Origin of the sequence: Aliamphritea spongicola (assembly GCF_017051665.1) — a bacterium.
Taxonomy (GTDB): domain Bacteria; phylum Pseudomonadota; class Gammaproteobacteria; order Pseudomonadales; family Balneatricaceae; genus Amphritea; species Amphritea spongicola.
On record NZ_JAFIDL010000002.1, the window covers coordinates 415,961 to 440,674 of the forward strand.

Annotated in this window: 23 protein-coding genes; 10 read left to right on the plus strand and 13 right to left on the minus strand. The window is 54.6% G+C overall.

Features of this window, described 5'->3' with window-relative positions; genetic code table 11:
* Positions 1-60 precede the first annotated feature (60 nt).
* Positions 61-1,338, minus strand: coding sequence for an imelysin family protein (locus JYB63_RS08485; protein ID WP_205657425.1), 1,278 nt, complete (start codon positions 1,336-1,338; stop codon positions 61-63).
* Positions 1,339-1,613: 275 nt separating this feature from the next.
* Here JYB63_RS08485 and JYB63_RS08490 point away from each other — a divergent pair, with 275 nt between their 5' ends.
* Together JYB63_RS08490 and JYB63_RS08495 are read left to right on the plus strand one after the other, a co-directional pair.
* The gene (locus JYB63_RS08490; RefSeq protein WP_205657426.1) at positions 1,614-1,913 is read left to right on the plus strand and encodes a hypothetical protein; all 300 of its coding nucleotides are present in this window, start codon (positions 1,614-1,616) and stop codon (positions 1,911-1,913) included.
* An 18-nt stretch (positions 1,914-1,931) separates the two neighbouring features.
* Entirely contained in the window at positions 1,932-2,447 is a 516-nt protein-coding gene (locus JYB63_RS08495) for a DinB family protein (RefSeq protein ID WP_205657427.1), read from the plus strand.
* Here the strand turns inward: JYB63_RS08495 and JYB63_RS08500 are convergent.
* Both JYB63_RS08500 and JYB63_RS08505 read right to left on the minus strand, forming a co-directional pair.
* Positions 2,439-4,889, minus strand: coding sequence for an ABC transporter permease (locus JYB63_RS08500; RefSeq protein ID WP_205657428.1), 2,451 nt, complete (start codon positions 4,887-4,889; stop codon positions 2,439-2,441). The genes JYB63_RS08495 and JYB63_RS08500 overlap by 9 nt on opposite strands.
* A complete protein-coding gene (locus JYB63_RS08505; RefSeq protein ID WP_243431881.1) occupies positions 4,886-5,575 on the minus strand; it encodes an ABC transporter ATP-binding protein in 690 nt (229 codons plus the stop codon). Before JYB63_RS08505 ends, JYB63_RS08500 begins: the two co-directional genes overlap by 4 nt.
* Here JYB63_RS08505 and JYB63_RS08510 point away from each other — a divergent pair.
* Positions 5,574-6,182 carry an arylesterase gene (locus JYB63_RS08510; RefSeq protein ID WP_205657429.1) on the plus strand — a complete coding sequence of 203 codons (609 nt, stop codon included), beginning with the start codon at positions 5,574-5,576 and terminating at the stop codon, positions 6,180-6,182. The two genes, JYB63_RS08505 and JYB63_RS08510, sit on opposite strands and share 2 nt — an antisense overlap.
* Before the next feature lie 95 nt (positions 6,183-6,277).
* Here JYB63_RS08510 and JYB63_RS08515 read toward each other — a convergent pair whose 3' ends face one another.
* Both JYB63_RS08515 and JYB63_RS08520 read right to left on the minus strand, forming a co-directional pair.
* Positions 6,278-7,651 (minus strand): DUF3482 domain-containing protein, encoded by a 1,374-nt coding sequence (locus tag JYB63_RS08515; RefSeq protein ID WP_205657430.1) that lies wholly within the window; start codon positions 7,649-7,651, stop codon positions 6,278-6,280.
* Positions 7,648-8,757: a DUF2868 domain-containing protein gene (locus JYB63_RS08520; RefSeq protein WP_205657431.1), complete on the minus strand. Its 1,110-nt coding sequence runs from the start codon at positions 8,755-8,757 to the stop codon at positions 7,648-7,650. Before JYB63_RS08520 ends, JYB63_RS08515 begins: the two co-directional genes overlap by 4 nt.
* Positions 8,758-8,936: 179 nt before the next feature.
* Between JYB63_RS08520 and JYB63_RS08525 the strand changes: the two genes are divergently transcribed.
* A complete protein-coding gene (locus tag JYB63_RS08525; protein ID WP_205657432.1) occupies positions 8,937-9,572 on the plus strand; it encodes an SGNH/GDSL hydrolase family protein in 636 nt (211 codons plus the stop codon).
* 106 nt (positions 9,573-9,678) lie between these two features.
* Entirely contained in the window at positions 9,679-10,464 is a 786-nt protein-coding gene (locus JYB63_RS08530) for a transporter substrate-binding domain-containing protein (protein ID WP_205657433.1), read from the plus strand.
* Positions 10,465-10,539: 75 nt separating this feature from the next.
* Here the strand turns inward: JYB63_RS08530 and JYB63_RS08535 are convergent, their stop codons facing one another.
* Positions 10,540-10,881 (minus strand): hypothetical protein, encoded by a 342-nt coding sequence (locus tag JYB63_RS08535; protein WP_205657434.1) that lies wholly within the window; start codon positions 10,879-10,881, stop codon positions 10,540-10,542.
* 206 nt (positions 10,882-11,087) lie between these two features.
* Positions 11,088-11,822, minus strand: coding sequence for a glutathione peroxidase (locus JYB63_RS08540; protein WP_205657435.1), 735 nt, complete (start codon positions 11,820-11,822; stop codon positions 11,088-11,090).
* Positions 11,823-12,226: 404 nt separating this feature from the next.
* Between JYB63_RS08540 and JYB63_RS08545 the strand changes: the two genes are divergently transcribed.
* The 3 genes from JYB63_RS08545 (at position 12,227) to fghA (ending at position 15,872) form a co-directional block, all read left to right on the plus strand.
* A complete protein-coding gene (locus JYB63_RS08545; RefSeq protein WP_205657436.1) occupies positions 12,227-13,606 on the plus strand; it encodes an L-serine ammonia-lyase in 1,380 nt (459 codons plus the stop codon).
* 217 nt (positions 13,607-13,823) lie between these two features.
* The gene (locus tag JYB63_RS08550) at positions 13,824-14,939 is read left to right on the plus strand and encodes an S-(hydroxymethyl)glutathione dehydrogenase/class III alcohol dehydrogenase (protein WP_205657739.1); all 1,116 of its coding nucleotides are present in this window, start codon (positions 13,824-13,826) and stop codon (positions 14,937-14,939) included.
* Positions 14,940-15,026: 87 nt separating this feature from the next.
* Positions 15,027-15,872: an S-formylglutathione hydrolase gene (gene fghA / locus JYB63_RS08555; protein ID WP_205657437.1), complete on the plus strand. Its 846-nt coding sequence runs from the start codon at positions 15,027-15,029 to the stop codon at positions 15,870-15,872.
* Positions 15,873-16,102: 230 nt separating this feature from the next.
* On the opposite strand, the gene JYB63_RS08560 is transcribed toward fghA, so the two are convergent.
* From JYB63_RS08560 to JYB63_RS08575, 4 genes are all read right to left on the minus strand, one after another.
* A complete protein-coding gene (locus tag JYB63_RS08560) occupies positions 16,103-17,077 on the minus strand; it encodes an ABC transporter substrate-binding protein (protein ID WP_205657438.1) in 975 nt (324 codons plus the stop codon).
* Positions 17,078-17,097: 20 nt separating this feature from the next.
* Positions 17,098-18,669 carry an ABC transporter permease gene (locus JYB63_RS08565; RefSeq protein ID WP_205657439.1) on the minus strand — a complete coding sequence of 524 codons (1,572 nt, stop codon included), beginning with the start codon at positions 18,667-18,669 and terminating at the stop codon, positions 17,098-17,100.
* Positions 18,670-18,681: 12 nt separating this feature from the next.
* On the minus strand, positions 18,682-19,752 hold the full coding sequence (locus tag JYB63_RS08570) for a quaternary amine ABC transporter ATP-binding protein (RefSeq protein WP_205657440.1): 1,071 nt from the start codon (positions 19,750-19,752) through the stop codon (positions 18,682-18,684).
* A 77-nt stretch (positions 19,753-19,829) separates the two neighbouring features.
* Positions 19,830-20,852 (minus strand): arginase family protein, encoded by a 1,023-nt coding sequence (locus JYB63_RS08575; RefSeq protein WP_205657441.1) that lies wholly within the window; start codon positions 20,850-20,852, stop codon positions 19,830-19,832.
* Positions 20,853-21,165: 313 nt separating this feature from the next.
* On the opposite strand from JYB63_RS08575, the gene gcvA reads away from it, so the two are divergent.
* Positions 21,166-22,092, plus strand: coding sequence for a transcriptional regulator GcvA (gcvA, locus tag JYB63_RS08580; protein WP_205657442.1), 927 nt, complete (start codon positions 21,166-21,168; stop codon positions 22,090-22,092).
* Here gcvA and JYB63_RS08585 read toward each other — a convergent pair.
* Together JYB63_RS08585 and JYB63_RS08590 are read right to left on the minus strand one after the other, a co-directional pair.
* Entirely contained in the window at positions 22,071-23,405 is a 1,335-nt protein-coding gene (locus tag JYB63_RS08585) for a sensor histidine kinase (RefSeq protein ID WP_205657443.1), read from the minus strand. The genes gcvA and JYB63_RS08585 overlap by 22 nt on opposite strands.
* Complete coding sequence (locus JYB63_RS08590; protein ID WP_207758336.1) at positions 23,405-24,088, minus strand: response regulator transcription factor; 684 nt, start codon at positions 24,086-24,088, stop codon at positions 23,405-23,407. Before JYB63_RS08590 ends, JYB63_RS08585 begins: the two co-directional genes overlap by 1 nt.
* A 133-nt stretch (positions 24,089-24,221) precedes the next feature.
* Here JYB63_RS08590 and JYB63_RS08595 point away from each other — a divergent pair, with 133 nt between their 5' ends.
* The gene (locus JYB63_RS08595) at positions 24,222-24,698 is read left to right on the plus strand and encodes a hypothetical protein (protein ID WP_205657444.1); all 477 of its coding nucleotides are present in this window, start codon (positions 24,222-24,224) and stop codon (positions 24,696-24,698) included.
* The last annotated feature ends 16 nt before the right edge of the window (positions 24,699-24,714 follow it).

The following is a 24,714-nucleotide window of genomic DNA, read 5'->3' on the forward strand; positions in this document are numbered from 1 at the left end:
TGATTCACACTCTTATACAGGTGCTGCACTGTCTTCCTGACAGTGCAGGCCTTTCGGGTTTTAGTTTGATACGAGAGACGGGTTGTCCAGGCTATCAGAACCTTCCAGTTCGATACCGTCCAGATCCAGCGCGCCGATGATCTTTTCAATGGTCTTGGTTTCATCAACCAGGCCATCAACAGCGTTCTGTACGATCTGGTTGCCTTCAGTGTTACCTGCGCCGATCAGTACGTCGAAGGTTTCACCGGCTTCACCGCGGTCAGCCATGACCTGCATCGCATCCTGAGTTTTCTTCAGTTTCATCTGCATCTCTTTGTCCAGCTCAGGTGCCTTGGCAGCAACCAGATCAGACAGGCTAGGACCGGAAACCACCTGACCGTTTACGCGGGTGTAAGAACCTTCGTATACGTTCATGATGCCTTTCGCGTCATAGAAGTGAGACCAGTGAGTGTTATCAGAGAAGCAATCATGCTCTTCTTCCGGATCGTGCAGCATCAGACCCAGCTTGGTGCGCTCACCCGCCAGTTCGCCGTATGCCAGGGAACCCATGCCGGTCAGCATGGTAGACAGGCCGCCTTTTTCACCCTTAGCCATCAGATCCTTACGGGCAGCGCCATCGGCTTCCCAGTTAGCAACCATTTCTTTCAGATCAGAGATCATCAGAGTCGTTGCAGCCTGCAGGTAGTCACGACGACGGTCGCAGTTACCACCGGTGCAGTTGTTTACATCAAAATCAGTAGCAGGACGGTTACCGGCACCTTTTTCGTTGCCGTTCAGGTCCTGGCCCCACAGCAGGAATTCGATTGCGTGGTAGCCGCTTGCAACGTTGGCTTCAACACCGTCTACTTCCTGCAGTTGTTCAGCAATCAGGGCCGGTGTAATAGTTGTAGCGTCGATTTCAACGCCACCAACGTTCAGCTTAGCGTTAGCGATTACGTTCGCTGCGTAAGCCGGGTTTTCGTCAGACTCTTCGCCGTAGCTTGAAGCGTCAACGTAGTCGATCAGGCCTTCATCCAGTGGCCATGCGTTTACCTTGCCTTCCCAGTCATCAACGATTGCGTTACCGAAACGGTAAACTTCAGACTGCTGGTAAGGTACACGTGCAGCGATCCAGGCTTCACGGGCAGCTTTCAGTGTTGCGTCAGACGGGTTAGCCAACAGCTTTTCGATGCTGCTCTGCAGATCCATTGCAGTATTCAGAGAGTCTTCATACTTTGCCTGAGCAATGTTTGCATAGTTATCCAGAACTGCCTGGGCAGATACATCTTTAGCAAATGCCTGGCCACCAGCAGCCAGCATTGCAACCGTCAGAGCGGCCGGTGCGAAAAGCTTTTTCATTGTTCTATCTTCCTGTGAGTAGCATTGGTATGCGTAATAGTAGGCGGAAGATTAATTGAAACAAGAATGATTCGCAATAGGATTTTTAATTGGTAATTGATCCTGATCATGTATTGGCCGGATAAACGATTAGAGCTCAGTCTCTCAGTGACGGTGTGAAAATAATGTCAAAAAACGCTAACGCGATTGATTTCGATTTATATTGCCTGAGCGGTGACAAGAAAACATTGATCTGAGTGGCTATTATCTGAGTTAGGCAGAAAAAGGAGTGGGTAATGGATTTACTGTTGAGTTTATTGCTGGATGCATTATTCAGCGGTGTTGCTTTATGGCTGGCGAGCAAGGTTCTGTCAGTACAGCTACGGTTTACGGAAATTGTGATCGCAGTATTTGCTGCTTCGTTAGTGGCTTTATTGCCGGTTCCGATACTGGGGTGGGTGCTATCGTTGGTAGTGCTGTTTTATTTGCTTAAGCATTTCAGTGATGCGGACGTCTGGCCGGATCTGATTTTATTGGTGTTGATTGGTCGTTTGATCAGCTTTCTGGCGATTCTGTTTCTGGTAGGTTCACTATAATCATGCCAGGAGGAAATTATGCTGACAGACTTACATGGCTTATGCCGCTATATGGCCTGGTCTAATCGGGTGTTTTATCAGGCGGTAGCCGGACTTCCTGAAGGCGAAGTCGAACGGCAAAGGCCCATGCTGTTCGGCAGTATTCTGAACCTGTTGCATCACGTGTATGCCATGGATGTGGTCTGGCAACAGCATATGACCGATGGGTCTCATGATTATCAGCAGCGCAATCCTCCGGCCTGTTCTTTTGCTGAACTCAGTCACCTTCAGGCGGAGCTGGATGACTGGTTTGTCGAATATGTAACCCATTTAAGCCGGGCACAGTCCTGTGAAGTGATTGAGTTTGAGTTTATTGGTGGGGGCACCGGGAATATGACCCGGGCGGCAATGATACAGCACGTAGTGAATCACACATCCTATCACCGGGGACATATTGAAGGGGTGTTCTATCAGTTAGGGATTGAACCGCCCACCACAGATATCCCGGTATTTCTGCGGGATAACTGCAGTGGGTTCGGTGCGCGCTTAACCTGATTTGAGCAGGTTATAGCTGTCGGTGAGGCTGAGGTTACCGCGAATCAGGCTGCCTAGTCCGGCAAAAATTGCCGTGGCAATCAGTGGCAGGCTGAGCCACATCCAGGGATGCAGTGTCACATCCAGCTCAAACACCAGCACATTGATCAGCCCCAGCAACAGTTCGGCAATCAGGATTGCGATGGAGCCACAGGTCAGGCCCAGCAGGGTAAATTCCAGCCGGTCCAGTTGCAGGGTTTGTTTTGCTGATGCCCCGAGGGTTTGCAGCATTGCCCCTTCATAGCGGCGTTGTGCCAGTTCCTGCTGCAGAATCGTCACCAGCATGATGCCCCCGCTTAGCAGGGTTAACAGCATGATCAGGGTAGCCGCAGCACTGAGCTTGTCGATGATGCCCTGTGCCCGGACAATCAGCCGGTCGATGTCTATCAGCGTGATCGTGGGGAAGGCCTTAATCAGCGCGTTACTCAGGTGCTTTTGCTCCGGTTTCAGCTGGAAACTGGTAATCAGGGTTGCAGGTAGCTGATCGAGCATACCCGGGGCAAAAATCAGGTAGAACGTTGGCTGGTAAGAATCCCAGTTTACTTCCCGGATACTGGTAACTGTGCCGCTGATGGTCTGGCCGGCAATGCTGAAGCCAACGTCATCTCCCAGCACGATGCCCAGTTCGTCGGCCAGTTCCGCTTCAATTGAGATGCCTGCTTCTTCACCGTGCCAGTCGCCGCTGAGAATCTTGTTGTGATCCGGCAGCTCTGAACGCCAGGTGAGGTTCAGTTCCCGTTGCAGCGCATGGTGCTTCTGCTGTTCTTCGCTGAGCACATTGGCGGTTGGTTGCTGATTAATTTCTGTTAACCGGCCCCGCACCATAGGATAAATATTGGCGTTGATCCGGTTGTCATCCAGCCAGGCGGTGAAGCGCTCACCTTCCCATGGCTGAATATTCAGCACTACGTTATTAGGCGCATCTTTCGGTAACTGTGCCTGCCACTGATTGAGCAGTTCGTTGCGGGTGAGCAGCAGCACCGCCATGATCGCGAGTAATACAGAAAATACACCGGCCTGCAGTTTGTGCCAGTGCCGTTGCTGGCGCAGGCGCAGGGTTAACAGGGCGCTTAACCGCAGTTTGTGTTTGGCTGCAGCGGCGCTGAACAGCAGAGCCTTCTGGGCCAGTGAGCCGGCCAGCCAGCCGAGTATCAGCAGGCCAGTGGTGGCCAGTAACGGCAGGGTAACAGAGCCGATGTAAAGGCTGATGACCAGAATCAGCAATGCTGTACAGATCAGATACAGCCACCGGCTGGTGCGCTGGGCCGAGTCTGAGCGGATCATCTGCATGATGGTCACCTTGCCCAGTGGCAGGAGTGTCGGCAGGCCTAACGCAAACAGAATGACCAGCGCCAGTAACGGGCTGGTGATGACTGAACTGATGGCCAGCGGAGCCGGATTACGGATAAACTCACTGAGCTGGCTGATCAGCAGTTCATGCATCAGATAGCCGGTCAGCGCCCCCAGCACGGCTGCAAACAGCCAGCCGGCAAATAACTGCAGGGTGTACAGCCAGCCTAACTGGCGGGGCGACAGACCCAGGCTGAGCAGCAGCGCACAGCGGTTATGCTGGTCGGCTGCATAGCGCTGTAAGCTGAGCAGAATGGCAACGGCTCCCAGCAGAATGGCCATCAGTGCACTGAGTTTCAGGTACTGGTTGGCATTGCCCATGGCATTACCGTCAATCTCCCGTTCTTTACTGGCACTGAAAATTCGCTGATGGGTCGGTAACGTCTCCTGCCACTGTGCTTCCAGCGCGTTGATCATGGGTTGCGGGCCGGCAACCATCAGCCGGAATCCGGCCCGGCTGCCGGGTGCCATAATGCCGGTTGCTTCCAACTGATCGGCACGCATCAGGATTTGCGGGTTAAAACGGGAGAAGCCGCCGCCCTGCACCGGGCTGTCGATCAGTACGTGGCTGATGGTAAATGCACTGTAGCCCAGATAAATTTTGTCCCCCAGCTGTATATTCAGCCGGTCCAGTAATGCCTGCTCAGCCCAGACAGTATTTATATCCGGTGTGGCCGGATGTTCAGCAGGTTGGGTAGTGATTTTCCCCCGCAGCGGGTAAGGCGCATCAACCGCCCGGATGGTGCTGAGGACGTTTTGTTCATCGGTTTCGGCCATGCTGATGAACTGGGTCAGGGTAGTGGTTTGCAGGGCCGGATCCAGCGATTCTGTGCGCTGTTTCAGTTCAATCGGACGGCTGCTGCTGAGGATCATATCCGCGCCCATCAGTTCCGCCCCCTGACGGCTCAGGCTGGAATAGATCCGGTCGCTGGTGGTGGTCAGCAGGGTAACCAGTGAAGTCATGACAAACAGGGCCAGCAGCAGGGTCAGCCAGTCGCTGCGACGCCACTGACTGCGGAACTGACGCCAGGCAAGGGTACGGATCGGATTCATAGGTTCTGCTCAGTTAGCTGGCCGTCGGCAAGGAGGAACTGACGGTCACAGCGGTTCGCCAGTTGCGGGTCATGGGTAATCAGGATCAGGGTTGAACCACTTTCTTTGCTAACCTCAAATAACAGGGAAATGATCTTTTCGCCGGTTTTGGTGTCCAGATTACCGGTGGGCTCATCGGCAAACAGCAGGCTTGGGCGGGTGACAAATGCCCGGGCAATCGCAACCCGCTGACGTTCCCCGCCGGACAGTTGCGCCGGCAGGTGATTCATACGGGCACCGAGGCCAACCTGTTCCAGCCAGTGAGCGGCTTGCTGCTGGCTGTCGGCTACCCCTTGAATATCCAGTGGTAACTGAACATTTTCCAGGGCGGTCAGTTCATTGAGCAGATGAAAGGACTGAAAAACAAAACTGATATTCTCAGCACGCCAGCGGGCTTTTGCTTCGTTATCCAGCGTGTTTAAATCGGTACCCGCGAGGGAGATGGTACCGGCGCTGGGGGTATCCAGACAGGCTAACAGGCTGAGCAGGGTTGATTTGCCAGAGCCGGATGCACCGAGAATGGCAACCCGTTCTCCCTGTTTTATTTGTAAATCGAGTGCGTTAAAAAGTGTTATCGCACCTTCACTGCTGGTAAAGGTTTTTGCCAGCTGGCGGGCATCAATCGCAAAAGAGGATGGCATCGACATGAAGTTTTACCGTTTACTGTTTCTGTTAGTCATATTTAGCAGCAGCGCCAGTGCCAAAACTATGCTGGTACTGGGAGACAGCTTATCTGCTGCTTATGGTATGCAGCAACAGCAGGGCTGGGTGGCCCTGCTGCAAGAGCGTTTATCAGAGCATTTTTTCGAAGTTGATGTGGTCAATGCCAGTATCAGCGGCGAAACACTCAGCGGCGGACTTACCCGCCTGCCTGCATTGCTGGACAGGCACCAGCCGGACTACATCGTTCTGGAGCTGGGGGCCAATGACGGTTTACGCGGCGGTAATGTTAAGGTCATTGAAAAAAACCTCCGTAAACTCATGGCAACAGCCACTGAAAGCGGTGCCCGGGTGTTATTACTGGGTATTCGTTTGCCGCCTAATTACGGACCACGTTATACCGAAAATTTCTTCAAACTTTATGAACAGGCGGCTAAGGAATATAAAACCTACCGGGTGCCGTTTCTGTTAGAAAATGTCGCCCTGGACCCGAAAATGATGCAGTCGGACGGTTTACATCCTAACGTCATTGCCCAGCCGGTATTGCTGGATACGGTCTGGCCGATAATGGAGATTATGCTGCGTAAGCCGTAAAAGAAAAGTTAAGAAAGGTTAAGAATGTATCAGCGGTTAACCGGGTTAACCGCTGAAGAAAGGGTTTGCCGGTTTGTATCCGGCAGGACATCCGGTTAATCCGGTATTTGCCCGTCGGTAAATAACGGTTCCAGAACCTCCGCCAGATTGGTGACGTCCTTTTGCCGGCTGAGCCGGTCCAGCGCTTTGTAAATGGGTTTCTGTTGCTGCCCTGACAGCTGTTCCAGCAGTTTGCCTACCTGAGCATCATCCACACTGAGAGTATCCCGCCGGGCGTGGTTACGCTGATTAAGGCGTTTATAAATGAACAGAAAACGCGCCAGTATGACGTAGGGGAAATTGCGGTTTTTCATCGGGCCTATTCGGGCTTCAAAGCCTCCCAGCGGCAGGCCTTTGAGTTTTTGTTTGGCCAGTTTGTTAGCCCCCAGCCAGGCGGCTGACGAACCGATGGCACCACCGCCCAGGGTACCCAGTAACAGAGAACTGCCGGCCACCGTCAGGTCCAGCATGCCACCGGCAGCAGCACCGGCAATGCCGCCTACGGCAGCCAGTTGCTTACGGTTTAATCCCCAGGCGTACCACTTTTCAGTATCAAACAGGTCATCACTGAGGGTCAGTTCAGTGTTATCCCGCTGTAACTGGTGATGCCGGTATAGGGTTTGCAGCTCATCGTGGGCTTTCTGTTCCCGCTTGCGCATCCAGCTGTAATAAGCCGCCTGTAAAACCGGCTGCAGAGATTTAGCCTGTTTTTCGTCCGGCACTTTCTGGCGCTGCTGATATCGAACCAGATCTTCCAGCAGATGAGCCGCCAGTTTACAGCTCTGTAACTGCTGCCGGTGTATTTCCGCCTGCACGGCACTGACCAGTGAGCTGAGGGACTCAGACCATGGCTGATGCAGGTGAGCAAAGGCCTGTAATAACTCAATATGCTGATTCAGGTCGGCCTGAACAGCATCAAAGATCCGTACCGTGCGGAAAAACTGTTGCAGGGCCTGCTGCCAGTTGTCGATATAATCCCGGCTGGTGATCGGGTTAATCAGCGCCATGCTTGGTTGTCCGGTCCAGCGCAGAATTTCCATTTCCGCTTCATATTCAGGGCTGTAAGGGCGTGAGCTGTCCACCACATAGAGAATGGCTGCGCCGGCCATGATTGGGGCCAGTAACTCGCTTTCGTCGGGGAATTGCTGGCGGCACGCTTCGTCCTGCAGGAAGGCTTTTACCCGCTCACTGCGCTGGTCAGCGCTGACCGGTTGCTGCTGCAGCCAGGCCAGTACTTTGCGCGGCCGCTGAAAGCCCGGGGTATCGATCAGTTTGTAGTGCGCTTCACCCAAATGGATGTCGAAACTCTCCGAGACCTGTGTCGTGCCACTTTGCATGGAGACTGCCACCCGGTCATCCCGGGCCAGTGTGGAGACAACCGATGATTTGCCCTTGTTGGGATGGCCGACAACGGCGAAAGCCGGAATCATAGTAAACCCTCCGCACGGATCAGTTGCCATTGGGATAACGGTTTACAGAAACGCCGCCACTCATCCAGATAGTGATCGCTGACCGGTAGCCAGGTGGCGGTTTCACTGTTCCAGTCCAGTGGCAACAAATAGCCTTTGCCCTGTTGCAGTAAATCCGCCAGCTCGCCCATCGGCGGCTCCCAGGCTGCGGTAATAATGACCAGTGGCTCCTGTGACGAAAGTGCCTGCTGTTCTGCTTCAAGGCTGCCGCCGGCCCCGCCCTGAAAAGCCTGTGCCGGTGTGCCCAGCACTTCATACAGTGACGCCTGAAGTGCTGCTGGCATGACATTCCAGTAAAGCAGGTTGTAGGCCGGTAAGGGTAAGTCCGGCGTGGTGACGGGGGTTAGCTGCGGAGCCTGTGGGGACGGGTTTTTCAGACTGGCCGGTGTGGTATCAGACTGAATCTGCGCCTGATTGTGCATGCGTTGCAGCTGAAAACGGGCCCAGCCAAGGCTGACGAGCCTGGGCACTACACCGTAGCAAAGCTGTGCCATCAGCAGGAAGGGCCACCAGGCACCGTAGGCAACATCTTCAGCGGGGGCGACAAGCCGGGAGTCCCGGGTCTGTTCCAGCAAACTTTGCAGTGGCTGCGCGGCTTCCAGAAACCACCAGGGCAGAGCAATACTTTTTAACACCGGGAAAATCTGCTCAGCACTGAGCAGGGTGCTGCGCCAGACAAAGTGAATATCGCTGAATAACAGGCTGAAAATCAGTGCCAGACTGCAGGCAATGCTGAAGCTCAGGGCTAGTTTCTGCGCCAGATAAAACACCTGAAGGGACCAGTCGTCCTGATGCTTACGCTGCAGCAAACGCTGTTGCCAGCCCGGTGGCCAGAGAGGCAGGTTAATCAGCTGTAACGTCAGAGAGGCCCGCTGTTTCAGTAAAGGCGAAAGGAACAGTAACAACATGGCACATACCGGCCAGGCAACAAACAGCAGCAACAGATACAGAAGATTCACCCGGCCCAGTGCATCACCGGCCATGATACTGAATGTTGAAAAGGCACCTAACAAAAATACTGTGCCACTGAGAAGGTAGCTGATACGTGCGTAAGCAGATGTTTGCACTCAGATTTATCCCTGCAGAAAAGCTTCATATTACCCCCTTGGCGCAGCTGTGCAAAACTTCCGGGGTGAAGTACTAAGCTGTTCTGTCTGAGCCTGTTTACGGAAGACGGTTCCCGGTGACTGGCAGAAAAAAATCAGGGTTGTTAATGTGCAACAAGAACAATGAAAGGAAGCATACGATGCAGCAAATACTTGTATACGCCGACAGCCTGAGCTGGGGCATTATTCCGGATACCCGGGGCCGTTTGCCATTTGATCAGCGCTGGCCGGGTGTCTGTGAAATCGCACTGCGCCAGGCCGGGCAGGATGTCCGGATACTGGAGAACTGTCTGAATGGCCGGCGCACGGTGTGGTCAGATCCGTTTAAGGATGGCCGGGATGGCAGTGAAGGGCTGGCACAGGTAATGGAAATACATGCACCGCTGAAAATGGTGGTGCTGATGCTGGGCAACAATGATTTCCAGTGCACCCATGATAATAACGCCTGGTTGTCTGCGCAGGGCACGGCAAAGCTGATCGATATTATCCGTCAGGCGCCAATTGAACCGGAGATGCCGGTGCCGGAGATTCTGGTGATTGCGCCGCCGGCGATTATTCAGCCGAAAGGGGCCATTGCCCATAAGTTTAACGGGGCTGAAAAGCGCTGGCCGGGGCTGACGGAGGCGCTGCGGGAGGTTGCTGCAGATCGCCGGTGTCATTTTATGGATGCGGGGGCGGTGACGGATGCCAGTAAAGTGGACGGTATTCATCTGGATGCGGATCAGCATCATGCTCTTGGGTTGGCGGTTGCGCAGGTCATACAGCCGTTGGTTTGAACAGACCTGTTCACAAAACGGGTAGTCAGGGTTTTACAGTGCTTGGGGTTTTCTGAATGATAGGCTTGATGCGTGCCGCTGATTGAATGATGCCGGAGATGGAATTGTGAACAGAAGTATGTGGCTGGGGTTAGCGTTAAGTTGGATGCTGTTGTCCGCACCGGCGGCGTTCAGCGCTCCTCAAAAAGTGGTGTTTGGGGTGTTGGGGTTTGATTTTCCACCTTTTCAGACACTGGTGAATGGCACACCGAACGGACCTGATTTCGATATTGTCAGAGAAGTGTTTGCACGGATGCCCGGCTATGAACTGGACATTCGGGTGATGCCGCTGAAACGGGTACAGCATGATATTCAGAGTGGCGGGATCGATATTACGACGCTGTATAAAAGCCCTGCCCGCCTGAGTCAGCTATTGTTTCCGGACCAGCCTATTCGCTGGAGTATCTATAAGCTCGTTGTGCCGGCGGGTAAGAGGTTTGAGTTTAATGGCATTGAAGACCTGCACGGCCGTTCACTGGGCAAGCTGGAAAGTAATGTAATCAGTCAGGCATTTGATACCGCTGCCGGCAATAAAGACTTTGAGTTGTATGAGCTGAAGTCCTTTAAAGTCATGCTGAATATGCTCAATCTGGAGCGGCTCGAAGCGATTGTCGGGCATGCTCAGATTATTGATTATGTGGCACTGACGATGGATCTGCAGGGTCGTATAGAGTTTCTGGATAAACCGGTGAGGCCTGCCAAGGAATTCCACATTGTTGTCTCGCCTCAGGCGCAGATCAGTGATCCTGAAGCATTGCGGCAGGCCATTTCAATCAGCCTTAAGAGTATGCTTGATGATGGCACGTTTGATGCCATTTATGACTCATACGGGCTGGTGTTTGAAAGGAACTGAAGAAAACCCGACAGCCTCCACGACACGGATCAGATGGCGAAGAACAGTCAGGTTTTGGGGGGCTTGTCGGAGGGTTTAGCACTCCGTATTGTAAATATCGTCTATTTCATCGGTGACACGGTCCAGCGCATCGACGTAGGCGACAGCATCTTCCCGTTCCCAGGCGCGTTCCATTTTACCGGCTGCCCGTAGCAGAATCCGGTTGTTTTCGGTCTCGGCAACCAAGTACACCGCTTCCACGACTTCCGCCAGAAATTCATCTTCTGCCCGGGTAAAGCCGACGCTGGCATCAACGTCGTCGGCCAGCTGTGATACATCGTAGCGCATGTCATTCAGGTCCCGGCAGGACAGTTCAGCGTAACTGGCGGTACTCAGGGTCAGCAGTCCGGCAAATCCAAGCAGTTTAATCAGGTGCATATCAGAAACTCTCAACGTAACAAATGGCTGGGTGCAGCGCGGGATGCGTCTGCATGAATGGCGCTAAGATAGCAAGAAGCGGGGAAATTATGTGTAAGCCTTTGTAAGGCTGTGTATGCATAAAAAAGGCGCAGCTCAGAGAGCCGCGCCAAGGGAAAGGGCGTGTGGTCACGCCTTACTGGGAAGAGTCCTGTGTGCGGAACAGATTAACCGGCAACCCACTGTTCCAGTTCATCGGCGCCGCCAATGTGTTCACCGTCGATAAAGATCTGCGGTGCAGTGCCCCGGCCGGTAATCGCCGCCAGTGAGCTGTAAGAAATTCCCTTACTGCCCAACTCGATTTCTTCGTATGGCAGACCCTGAGTGGTCAGCAACGCTTTAGCGCGGACACAGTGCGGGCAACCGGCTTTGGTCAGGATGCTGACCCGCTTAGGCTGTTCTGCATTGGCGTTCAGGTAATGCAGCATGGTGTCAGCATCGGATACCTGGAACGGGTCGCCCGGTACATCCGGCTCGATAAACTGCTTCTCGATCACGCCGTCGACAACCAGCATGGAGTAGCGCCAGCTGCGGTCACCGAAGCCCAGATCATTTTTGCTGACCAGCATATCCATGCCGCGGCTGAAATCACCGTTACCGTCAGGAATGAAGGTGATATTTGCAGCGTCCTGGTCTGCCTGCCATGCGTTCATAACGAAGGTATCGTTGACAGACAAACAGATGATGCTGTCGACGCCTTCTTTCGCGAAAACCCCGGCCAGTTCGTTGTAACGTGGCAGGTGGGTTGAAGAACAGGTCGGTGTGAATGCACCCGGTAAAGCGAATAAAACAACTTTCTTACCGGCAAACAGATCATCAGTAGTGATGTTCTTCCACTGGTTATCCTGCTGGGTGTGGAATGTAACCTGTGGGACTTTCTGACCTTCGCGGTTGTTCAGCATTGTGTGTTTCTCCTGAAAACTTGTTTAAGAGCCTGCTTAGGAACTCTTACTAAAAACGTTGTAAGTGTTTGGGCTTCCCTGTGAAGCGATGAAGCTATAGTGCCGCAGCGCTATAAATAATAGAAATTAATTAAATCTAAAAGTTTAATAGTTTTTGTCTAAATTAAATCTATTAATACTTAAGTCTTAATAGTCAGAAAGAATCACCACGTGCTCCGTACCCGGGCAACAACGCCTGCAGGACAAATGTTGTCGTAATCCGGCACATGGCCGCTGGCGGATACCCTGATAATTGCCGGTCACAATAATAATTAGCCTGTGTGCAGATGCGTCTTTCCTGAAACCGGATCATGCCAAAGCATCGTAATACAGGCTCAGTAGCAGGCGAGAGCTGCGGAGTTCTTATGTCAATCAGCGTATTTGATCTTTTTAAAATTGGGGTGGGGCCATCGAGCTCGCATACAGTAGGGCCTATGCTGGCGGCGGCAGAGTTTGCCGATTATCTGCAGGAGCATGATCTGGCGGCAGACGTTGCCCAGGTGCGCGTTGAACTGTTCGGTTCACTGAGTGCCACCGGGGTGGGGCACGGTACCGATAAGTCAGTGGTCATTGGCCTGCTGGGTGAACGTCCGGCACTGGTCAATCCGGAGATTATTGATCCGACGGTTGAGTCCATTAAAAGTGACGGCCGCCTGAATCTGCTGGGTAAGTACGATATCGAATTCATCTGGGAGCGCGACATGCTGCTGCTGGAAGAAAACCTGCCGTATCACCCGAATGCCATGCGCCTGAATGCATACAGCGCCGGTGGCGAGCAGCTGTACAGCAATACCTATTATTCAATTGGTGGTGGCTTTGTTATTGATGAAAGCCATGCCAGCAGCGATGCCCATCTGGTACCTCAGGTGGAGCTGCCGTACGAATTCAACAACGCGGTCGAACTGCTTGAACTGTGTAAGGCGAATAATTTCACCATCAGCCAGCTGATGATGGAAAACGAAAAAGTCTGGCGTCCTGAAGCCGAAACCCGTGAAGGGCTGAAAAATATCTGGCGGGCGATGCGTGACTGCGTCAATAACGGCTTACGTAAAGAAGGCATTCTGCCTGGTGGTCTGAATGTGCGCCGCCGTGCATCCTCTTTGCATCAGTCTCTTAAAGAAGCCCGGGGCAGCAATATTATCAGCAGCACTCTGGGTGCGATGGACTGGGTTAACCTGTATGCGCTGGCGGTAAACGAAGAAAACGCTGCCGGTGGCCGTATGGTAACAGCACCGACTAATGGCGCAGCGGGCATTATTCCGGCGGTACTGATGTATTTCATGGAATACACCGATCAGGTTGAAGAAGACAACGTGGTTGAGTTCCTGCTGGCGGCGGCTGCTATCGGTGCGCTGTGTAAGAAGAATGCTTCTATTTCCGGTGCGGAAGTGGGCTGTCAGGGCGAAGTGGGCTCTGCCTGTGCCATGGCTGCAGCGGGCCTGTGTGAAGTGCTGGGCGGTACACCTGAGCAGGTTGAGAATGCCGCAGAAATCGGCCTTGAGCATAACCTGGGTCTGACCTGTGACCCTGTTGGTGGTCTGGTGCAGGTGCCGTGTATCGAGCGAAATGCTATTGCGGCGGTGAAAGCAATTAACGCAACACAGCTGGCACTGCGCGGTGACGGCGATCACTTCATCTCACTGGATAAGGTCATCAAGACCATGTGGGATACCGGCATGGATATGCAGGACAAGTATAAGGAAACCTCCCGGGGTGGCCTGGCGGTAAACGCGGTCGAGTGTTAAAGAAATGGCCGGCTCTGCTGTTACAGTGAGCCGGCTTTTTTGTGTCACAGCGACATTTACAGGGGTATAAGTTTTTTGCTTATGACTTATGCCCGGCTAATCTATATAGTTGCTCTGGCGATGTTTTTATATCGCCAGATGTACTATTTTTCAGAATTTTTATGCCGTTGTCAGGATAGGGCGGACAGCGGTCGAGACTATGCCGGAGATAATAATGATTAAATCTAAAGCTGCTGTTGCCTGGGGACCGGGTCAACCTTTAAGCATTGAAGAAGTTGATGTAATGCCGCCACAGGCTGGCGAAGTCCTGGTGAAAATTGTGGCTACCGGTGTTTGCCACACAGATGCTTTCACCCTGTCCGGTGAAGACCCTGAAGGTATCTTCCCTGCGATTCTGGGCCACGAAGGTGGCGGTATCGTTGAACAGGTTGGTGAAGGTGTCACCAGCGTTGCGGTTGGCGATCACGTAATTCCTCTGTACACCCCTGAATGTGGTGAGTGTAAGTTCTGTACTTCCGGTAAGACTAACCTGTGCCAGAAGATCCGTGAAACCCAGGGTAAAGGCCTGATGCCAGACGGCACTACCCGTTTCTCTAAAGACGGTCAGCCTATTTACCACTACATGGGTACCTCCACGTTCTCTGAGTACACCGTACTGCCGGAAATCGCCCTGGCGAAGGTAAACAAAGAAGCGCCGCTGGATGAAGTTTGTCTGCTGGGTTGCGGTGTGACCACCGGTATGGGCGCAGTGATGAACACTGCCAAGGTTGAAGAAGGCGCAACCGTTGCCGTATTCGGTCTGGGTGGCGTAGGTCTGTCTGCCATTATCGGTGCTGCGATGGCGAAAGCCGGCCGCATCATTGCGATCGATATCAACGAAAGCAAATTCGATCTTGCGACCAAGCTGGGTGCCACTGACTGCGTAAACCCGAAGAACTACGACAAGCCAATTCAGGAAGTGATTGTTGAACTGACTGAAGGCGGCGTGGACTATTCTTTTGAGTGTATCGGTAATATCCACACCATGCGTTCTGCACTGGAATGCTGCCACAAAGGTTGGGGTGAGTCGGTCATTATCGGTGTTGCCGGCGCAGGTCAGGAAATCAGCACCCGTCCGTTCCAGCTGGTTACCGGCCGGGTATGGAAAGGTTCTGCGTTCGGTGGCGTTAAGGGCCGTTCTGAACTGCCGGGTTACGTTGACCGATACATGGCTGGCGAATTCAGCCTGGATGATTTCATTACCCACCGCATGGGTCTGGAACGCATCAATGAAGCGTTTGATCTGATGCACGAAGGTAAGAGCATCCGTACGGTTATCGAATACGATAAGTAAGCGGGTGTGCGGAGCCTGTTATAATGGGCTCTGATCAGAATACGGAGATCCGCCGGACGCGGATCTTTCCCTCAACGGGAGAATATTATGAGTATTGAAACACTCAGCTCGGTACGGAGCTTCGGTGGCTGGCACCGTCAGTACAGCCATCAGTCCGAAACACTGGGCTGCGCGATGCGCTTTGCTGTTTACCTGCCGCCGCAGGCAGAAGAGGGCGCAAAGGTACCGGTACTGTACTGGCTGTCAGGTCTGACCTGTACCGATGAGAACTTCATGCAGAAAGCCGGTGCACACCGGGTAGCTGCAGAGCTGGGCGTGGCCATTGTTGCCCCGGACACCAGCCCGCGCGGTGAAGATGTGCCGGATGACCCGGAAGGTGCCTATGACTTCGGTCTGGGTGCGGGTTTCTATGTGAATGCGACACAGGCCCCGTGGGATAAGCATTACCGCATGTATGACTATGTGGTGAATGAATTGCCGGCGCTGATTGAAGCCGAATTCCCGGTGTCAGACAAGAAAGCTATCAGTGGTCACTCCATGGGCGGTCACGGTGCGCTGATGATTACGCTGCGTAACCCGGGTATGTTTGTGTCGGCGTCTGCCTTCAGCCCGATCACTAACCCGGTGAATGCGCCGTGGGGTCAGAAAGCCTTCAGTAACTACCTGGGTGACGACGTTGACGCATGGCGTCAGTACGATACCTGCGAACTGATCAAGCTGGCGGATTCAATCCCGCCGATGCTGGTGGATCAGGGCGGTGATGACGGCTTCCTGCACGAACAGCTGATGCCGGAGAATCTGGTGGGGGCTGTGGCGTCCAGTGGTCTGAATTTTGAGCTGCGGATGCAGCCGGGTTATGACCACAGCTACTACTTCATTGCCAGCTTCATTGAAGAGCACCTGCGTTTCCATGCGGGTCATCTGAAAGGCTGATCATTAAAGCTGTTGTTTGATAAGAGTAACCCGGTTCAGTGAATGCTGAACCGGGTTTTTTATTGTCTGAGCTAACACGCTGGCAGTAAAAAAACAGCCCGACCGCCTGTCAGATCCGGTCAGGCCGGGTACTAATACACAGCCCAACACTGTGTTTTCTGTACCAAGAGTTACTGCGGTTAGTGAGCAGAGTGGGTGCAGCTCAGGCTGCACCACCTGTCACAGGCTGATCAGAAGCCCAGCCATTTCTGTACTTTTTCCGGGTTGTTCTGAACCCAGGCCCGGGCGTATTCGCCGGCGTCTTTTTTCTCCACTGCCATGGCATAAATCCAGGCACTGATATCAGCACTTTCCAGTTTTACGTTTTGTAGCAGGCGGGCAATTTCCGGCGCGCGGTCATCCAGTGAAGTTGACCAGGCAACGTGGACATTGGCGTTATCCCAGGCAGTGCTGACGCTGGACTTGCTCATCCAGTCCGGATCATCCGTTGGCTTAACCATGGTCCACTTGCTGGCGTCGTATTCCGGCTCTTCCAGCATCACCAGATCGTAAAGCTTGAAGATGTGATGCGGCGCATAGCAGTAACTGACAAAAGGCTCCTGCTTCTTCACCGCGGTATCCAGCTTGGACAGGGCCAGAGTTTCGTCCAGCTCCTGCAATTCAAAGAATTCCGCAAAGCCGTAATCCCGGGCGCGGATTTTTTCCACCGGAGTAGAACCCCAGCCAGTGGCACCGATCCAGACTTCACCGCGGCCGTCGCCGTCGGTGTCGAACAGACGGGCATTATCTTCATCCGCCAGATCGAAGACGGATTTGATGCCGTGTTTGTCGGCGGTTTCCTTGGTCACACAGTAGCCCTGCACCACGTCATAGGGCTTGCTGCTCAGGGTTACAGAGCCTTTACCGGTGTATTTGTCGATCAGGCTTTTCTGGTTGGGCATCCAGGCTTCCGGGTGCACATCAATGTCTCCTTTGCCGCTGTCCATGGCTTTGAAGATAACCGCGTTGTTGCCCGGCGAGATGTCCGCTTCCATGCCCAGTTCCTGCTCAATGACTTCTTTGAGCACGTAGGCGGTGACCTTGGCAGACGGCCAGTTCGGTTCGCCGATAACCACATCCGCAGCCTGTGCAGCGCCGGCCACAGACAGACCGGATGCCAGCAGAATGGCGGAGAGTACCTGGTTCAGTTTGTTGTTGTTTTTCATTACGGGTTCCTCACGGTTTTTTATTTGGCTTTACGTTTATTCGGGTTGCCCTGAATGATGCGGTCGAGCACCATGGCGCATGCCAAAATGGCCAGGCCGGCGATCACCCCTTGCCCCTGAGCGGCGTACTGCAGCGCGCTGAGGACATCTTCCCCCAGGCCCTTGGCGCCGATCAGCGAGGCGATGACCACCATCGACAGGCACATCAGAATGGTTTGGTTAATGCCCGCCATGATGGATGGCATGGCCAGCGGAATATCCACTTTGAACAACAGGAACCATTTGCTGGCACCGAAGGCGGTGGCCGCTTCCCGGACGGTATCCGGCACCCCCTGCATGCCCAGTGCAGTCAGGCGGACTACCGGCGGCATGCCGAAGATGATGGTGGCAATGATTCCCGGCGGTTTACCGGTGCCGAAGAAGGCGATAACCGGAATCAGATAGACGAATGCAGGCATGGTTTGCATGAAGTCGAGAATCGGCCGCACGGTGGCATAGACCCGCTCGTTCTTGGCACACCAGATGCCTAACGGCACGCCGAATAACACACAGATGAAGCTGGCGGTGCCCAGCAGGGCAACGGTTGCCATGCTTTTTTCCCAGAAGCCGAACAGGGCCAGATAGGCCAGCGCGCCGATGGTGAACAGGGTGACCCGGGGGCCGGCCAGCCGCCATGCCAGTACCACGATGACCAGCATGACAATCGGCCATGGGGTGTCGACCAACACGACTTCGGTGGCGTCCAGTAGAATCCGGATCGCATCACGGATGCCGTCGAACAGGCCTTCGCCGTTCAGGGTCAGCCAGCCAAACAGGCTGTCCACCCAGTTGGCCAGACCGCTGTGCCAGCTGCGGTCAGCGGGGAACAGTAACAGCCACTGTGGTGGTTCGGCGGCGGTGAAACGGTAGGCGGCCAGCGGGTAAACCAGTGCCATGATCAGCGCGCCCATCGAGGCACTCATTGCACTCAGGCCACAGCGGATACTGCGGTCGGCCCGCCACTGCATAAAGCGCTGTTCCAACAGCCAGTTGGCCAGGCTGCCCTGCAGAATTTTAATGGCAACCAGTAGCACCAGCCCAACGATGGTAATGCCGATACCTTCTGCTGCAGCCGCCGCAGCCGCCTGTTCGGCTTTCAGGGCGCCGGCCTGAAATGACTGGGCGCTGTTCATCAGAATTTCGCCGTTGATACTGCCTTCTTCAATGGCGGCGCGGGCCTGCTGAAAGCGTTCTTCGGCTTTGGCTGCAAGGCGTTCTGCCCGGGCCAGCTGATCCGCGCCCAGGTTGCCAAACAGGCCGCGGCAGATTTGTACGGCCATCACGGCTTCGGCAATCAGAAACGGCCAGAACCATGCCCACAGTCCGCGGGCGGCCAGCCATATAGGGCCGAACAGTGCGGCAGAGAGGTTGAAGGTAAATCGGTAATTGGCTGCGTTGCCCAGCTGTTCAAACTGTTCGGCATAGTAATCGCTGTTCTGACCGGCAAATTCCCGGGCCAGACTGAGTTCTTTGTCGTTGCCGGCGCTCTGGTCGTCGCGGACCGGCTGATCATCGCGGACCGGGAGCAACGCAGAGGTGTGTGTACTGTTCATTGTGTATCGCTCCTATTTGCCACCCTGTATGCCGCGCAGTAAACGGCTGTTATCAACGACACCGATGTCGGTGCCGGCGTCGTCGGTGATGATGACGGCTCCCTGACCGGACACGGAAATGTCGATTAACTGGTCCAGGTCGGTACTCTCCGGGGCCCGCGGTGCGGTGCTGATATCGGTCTCCGGATGGCGGCTCAGCCAGTCCTGTAGCGGCTGCATGATGCTGCCGGCGTGGACCAGCTTGAGGCGGGATATGCCGGCAATGAAGTCAGCCACGTAATCGTCGGCCGGGTGGGTAATGATTTCTTCCGGGGTGCCGGTCTGCACGATCACACCGTCTTTCATGATGGCGATGCGGTCGCCGATGCGGATCGCTTCATCCAGATCGTGAGTGATGAAGATGGTGGTCTTTTTCATCTCCCGGGACAGTTCCATAAACTGATCCTGAAGTTGCCGGCGGATCAGCGGGTCCAGGGCGCTGAAGGGTTCGTCCATCAGCAGAATATCCGGGTCTGCTGCCATGGCCCGGGCCAGATTAACCCGCTGTTGCATACCGCCGGACAGTTCGTGGGCAAAGTTGTCTTCCCAGCCGGTCAGATCCACCAGACCCAGTACTCTCTTGGCCACCTGATACCGTTCCCGCTTATTTACGCCCTGTACTTCTAACGGCAGGGCGACGTTATCCCGTACGGTGCGGTGTGGCAGTAATGCGTTATTCTGAAAGACCATACCGATCTTGCTGGCGCGCAGCTGGCGCAGGGCAAGATCATCCTTGGCCATGACATCTTCATCGTTGATCAGAATGGCCCCGGCAGTGGGTTCCAGCAGCCGGTTAATGTGGCGGACAAGGGTTGATTTGCCGCTGCCGGAGAGGCCCATGATGCAGAAGATTTCTCCTTCACGGACGCTGAAATTGGCGTCGGCAACGCCGACGACGCAGTTATATTGCTGGCCGATTTCTGTTTTGCTCAGGCCCTGATTAATGGCGGCCTCCAGTGCCTCTGTTGCCCGTTCGCCGAAGATTTTCCAGACATTGCGGCACTCAACGGCCACCTGTGGCTGGTGGGTTATTGCACTTGTCATTACGTATTAGCCCCCTGTTATTGTTGTTTTCGGGTGTTGGCGGAGGGGTCTCCGCCAACGGAGGAGTGAGATCAGGCTTAGTCCTGACCGGCTTCCCGTTCACGGCGAACCGAGTCAGCAATCAGGCTGATCTGTTCGAACATGATGGCGGTGGAAGCAAAGGCGGTGATCTGGTTCGGGCTGTCCTTGGACGGAATCATGCAGACCACGTCGGCACCAATGACGTTCAGCCCCTGCATCCCCTGCAAAATGCCGACCGCTTCATCCATGGTGAAACCGGAGCAGCCCGGCTCAAGGTTGGACACTGCCGGAGCCACCGCCGGGTCCAGACAGTCCAGATCGAAGGTGATGTAAACAGGCATGTCACCGACCCGCTCGCGGAGCAGATCTACCGTGCCCTGAACGCCGAGTTCGCGGAAGTCATCCATATCCACCATGCGGTAACCCAGGCGGTCACTGGTGCGTTTCCAGGTCAGGGTGCGGGTATGGCCGCGGATACCGATCTGAATACTCTTTTCCGGGTCCACGTGGCCTTCTTTGGCCACATAGCTGCCCCAGTGTGCGGCAGACCGTTCTGCACCCAGCCAGTGGGGCAGGTGGTCCATGGTGTCGGTGTGGGCATCGAAGTGCACCATGGCGATTTTCTGGCCGCCGCTGAGTTTGGCATCCGGGCCGCCCAGTGCTTTGAGAATCGGGCCGGTAATGGAGTGGTCACCACCGATGGACACCGGGCGGACTCCGGCGTTATCCAGTTCCTTGTAGTAATTCTCGATATCGATAACGGTGGCGTCATTGACCATGGCGCGGGGCATCAGAACGTCACCCAGGTCGTGGATCTTGCATTCATCCCAGGGCACGATGTTGAACTTGTTATGGGCCCGGCGGTAGGAACCGGACACGTTACGCACAGCCCGGGGAGCCAGATGCTGATCCCGTTCTGTGGTGCCGTTACCGGTGCTGTGCGGTACACCTACCAGGGCGATATCACAGGCATTAACGTCCGGATTGTGTGGGCAGCCGAACAGGGTTGGTACACCCCACCAGTAGAGATTTTTCATGAAAACGTCCTGATCGGACTTGAGGTGCTTTTCTTCGCTCATGGTTTTTCCTCACACAGCATGCTGTTTATTGTTATGTGGTGTCAGATTCAGTGGCTGAACCTCACCGCTTTGATGCTGTTAACCGTAACGCGGAAAAATCCCCGGGAGTATGCAAGAAAGTTCATGCTATTTATGATTTAAAGTCATAAATGTTTATATGCTACTGTGATAAAAATACTGCTGAGTATCAGTATTTATAGGGTATTGATAATTATTATCAAAAACTTGTAAATGCTGGATTATTGTTTTTTGTGCCGTCTTACCCGGCAAGGATTTAGCGGGTTTACCAGCCATTTCACTGAGGGTCTGAACCATGCGCCGTATACCGCCCCTGAACAGTTTACGGGCTTTTGAAGCCACCGCCCGGCACCTGAGTTTCACCCGTGCGGCGGATGAGTTGTGCGTGACCCAGGGAGCCGTCAGCCGACACGTGCGGAATCTGGAAGAATACCTGGGTGTGCTGCTGATTCAGCGTAATACCCGGCACCTGAATCTGACCGATGCCGGAGTCACCATGCTGTCCGGTCTGACCCAGTCATTTAATACCATCGCTAATACGGTTGAGGCGGTCACCAAACAACATAATGACCTGAACCTGCTGGTGTCGTCCGGCTTTGCCATGCTGTGGCTGATTCCCCGCCTGCACCGGTTCGAGGAAGACAGCAGTCACCCGCATGTGCGGCTGACCACCCGGGCGGGCAGTATCAGTTTTGAGCGGGAATATTTCGATGCGGGCATTATTTACGGTGACGGTAACTGGCCTGGGTTACAGGCGGAACTGGTCTTCAGGGAGCAACTGATTCCGGTGTGCTCCCAGGCGCTGATGAAAACCGAATATCCGTTAACGGATCTGGCCAACCTGAAACATCACACCCTGCTGCATCCGTCTACCGATCACCGGGACTGGCGGGTCTGGCTGCAGGCCAATGAGGCAGAAGGTGTGGATCCCGATCAGGGGCTGGCATTTGAATCAATGGACGCGGCCCTAAGGGCTGCGTCCATGGGGCACGGAATTGCTATCAGTGACCTGTCGCTGATTCAGGATGAACTGGCTTCCCAGTGGTTGCTGCAGCCTTTCCCTGGCTCGTTCTACAGCGGTCAGGGTTATTACTTTGTCTATCCGCCGGAGAAGGCGGATTATCCACAGATACAGCGCTTTCAGGAATGGCTCGGCAGTGAGCTGGCGGACAGCCATGCCGGAACAGATACACCGGATGATCAGCCCGCCAGTGGCAGCTGAATATCAATTTGCAGGCCTGCCCCGGCAATATTGCGGGCACTGATGCTGCCATGATGTTGCTGAATGGCTCGCTGGGCAATGGCCAGCCCTAACCCGTAACCGCCCCGGCGGCGGGCGTTATCCAGCCGTACAAAGGGATTAAAGATATCTTCCAGCCGGCTTTCTTCCACCCCTGCACCCATGTCGGTCACGGTGATTCGGAAAGTATTTGCGGCAGACTCCGTTACCGCACGGATGATCACCTGGGTGTCTTCCGGGGTATGGGCAATGGCGTTGCGGATAACGTTCTCCAGTGCCCGCCATAACAGCTCGTGGTTAGCAGGGATGACCGCTTCTTTATCATCACACTGCAGCGCCAGCTGGCTGTTCTTTGCCCGGGCTTCCAGGCTGAGTTTATCCACAAGCTGCGCGAGCAGGTCAGGAATGCTCAGGTAGTCGTTCAGAGCGGGTGTCTGACGGCTGTCCAGCTGGGTCAGGGTAAGAACCTGATCAATCAGGTCATCCAGGCGGTTCAGTTCATGGCTGATCTGCTCACTGTCAGCTTCACCGATCGGCCGCTGCTGTTTTTCCAGCAATCCCAGCGCCAGCCGTACCCGGGTGAGGGGGGAGCGCAGCTCGTGGGAGATATCCTTGAGGAGCTGATCCAGGGTTTCCTGCTTGTGCTGTAATGCACCGGCCATATGATCAAAATCATCAGCCAGGCTGACCAGTTCATCTTTGCGCCGGCCAAGTTTCGGGCGGATTTGCTGCAGCGGTTCGCCCCGGCTGAGTGCCCGGGTGGCCTGCGAAAGTACCCTGACCGGACGGGTCAGGTACCAGGCCAGCCAGGCGCTGGCCAGTAAGCCGACAGCAATGAATACCAGCCAGCGGAAATAACGGGGTGGGCGGCCTTCTGCCGGAGGCAGTGGCGGCAGCAGGGATGGTACAGCCTTACCGGCTTTGCCGGGTTTAAACATCCGTAATGTATAGCGCTGGCCATCCGGTGTGGTGACGGTTTGCTGCAGCTGTCTGTCTGCGGGCAGCTGCAGGATGAAGTCCGGAACTGAACGGCCCAGTAAATCTTCCTGCTGTGTGTTCAGTACCCAGAGGCGGGGCAGCGCCCGGTGGTTCTGTTGCAGGTATTGCCGGGTAACACCGGGGCCACTGTGCTGCAGTAGTGCGGCAACGGCATTCAGCCGTTCTTTCTGTAACTGGTGAACGGAGGGTTTCAGTTCACCGGGCGGGGCCAGTAACCGCAGGCTGAACAGTAACACCAGCAGGCAGATAACCGTGGCGCTGAACCAGCAGAATATTTTCCAGAACAGGCGGCCCATCAGCGTCCTTCCAACCGGTAGCCAACGCCCCGAACCGTGGTGATGCTGATATCCGCCTGCTGCAGTTTTTTGCGCAGATTGCTGACGTGCACATCCAGGCTGCGGTCATAACTTTCCAGCTCGCGGCCCAGTACTTCCAGCGACAGCTGCTGTTTACGGACGGCCTGTTCAGCATGCTGCAGTAAATGTTGCAGAATCTGAAATTCCGTCCGGGTCAGCTCCACCGGCTGTTGGTCGATCAGCGCTTCCTGACGCAGGGGGGAAAGGTTCAGGTTATGCAACTTCAGGGTCTGGCTGGCAACGGTTTCCCGCTGGGCGCAGCGCCGGTCAATGGCATGAATCCGGGCCACCAGTTCCCGGGGGCTGTAAGGCTTGCCCAGATAGTCATCGGCGCCGAACTCAAGGCCCATTACTTTATCGATGTCGTCACGCCGGGCAGACAGCATCAGTACCGGGGTGTTGGACGTTTCCCGCAGACGGCGCAGCAGGGTCAGGCCGTCCATTTCCGGCAGCATGATATCCAGGATCAGCAGGTCAGGCTGCAGGCTATACGCCTGTTCAAGGCCACTCAGGCCGTCTTCCGCCCGGTGGATGGTATAACCCTCAAGGCTCAGATATTCCGCCAGCATCCGGCTGGCTTCCGGGTCATCCTCGACGATCAGTATGTTACGTATATTGCTCATGGTGGCCAGTTTTCCCGAATGTCAGCGGGATGAAAAGCAGCTTTACATAAACTTTACATAAGGCTTACACCGGGCTGACGGAGTTTTCTGAAAGTAGTTTTTATAATGGCTGCAAATGTTGAGGAGGCAAAATATGCGGCTGAATAAATCATACAGTTTAGTGTTATTACTGAGCACAGTGATGCTCAGTGAAGCGGTACTGGCGGACGGTGTCATCCGTAAACGGGTGGTCACTTCTGACGGCGGCAGCAGTTATCAGCGCAGCGCCGTGCGCAGTGATGGTCAGGGAAACAGTTCCCGCCGTTATACCCGGGCTGCGGAGAGCAGTAATGGTGGGCAGGCCTATCAGGTCAGCAAGGTGAAGCGGCTGGAAGACGGCAGTGCCAGTAAAACTGTTAACACCGGCATTAACGGTGCCAACGGCGCACACTATAACAGCCAGAAGCAGCTGAGCCGTGACGCCGACGGCAACCTCAGCGCCAGCCGTACCATCAGCGGCGAAACCCGTAACGGTAAAAGTTATAACGCAGAAGTCAGCGTGGCGGACGGGCAGGTAACCCGCAGCCAGAGCTGCAGTGATTCTTCCGGCAATGCAGTGGCATGCCGTTAATCTGTTTTTATTAAGG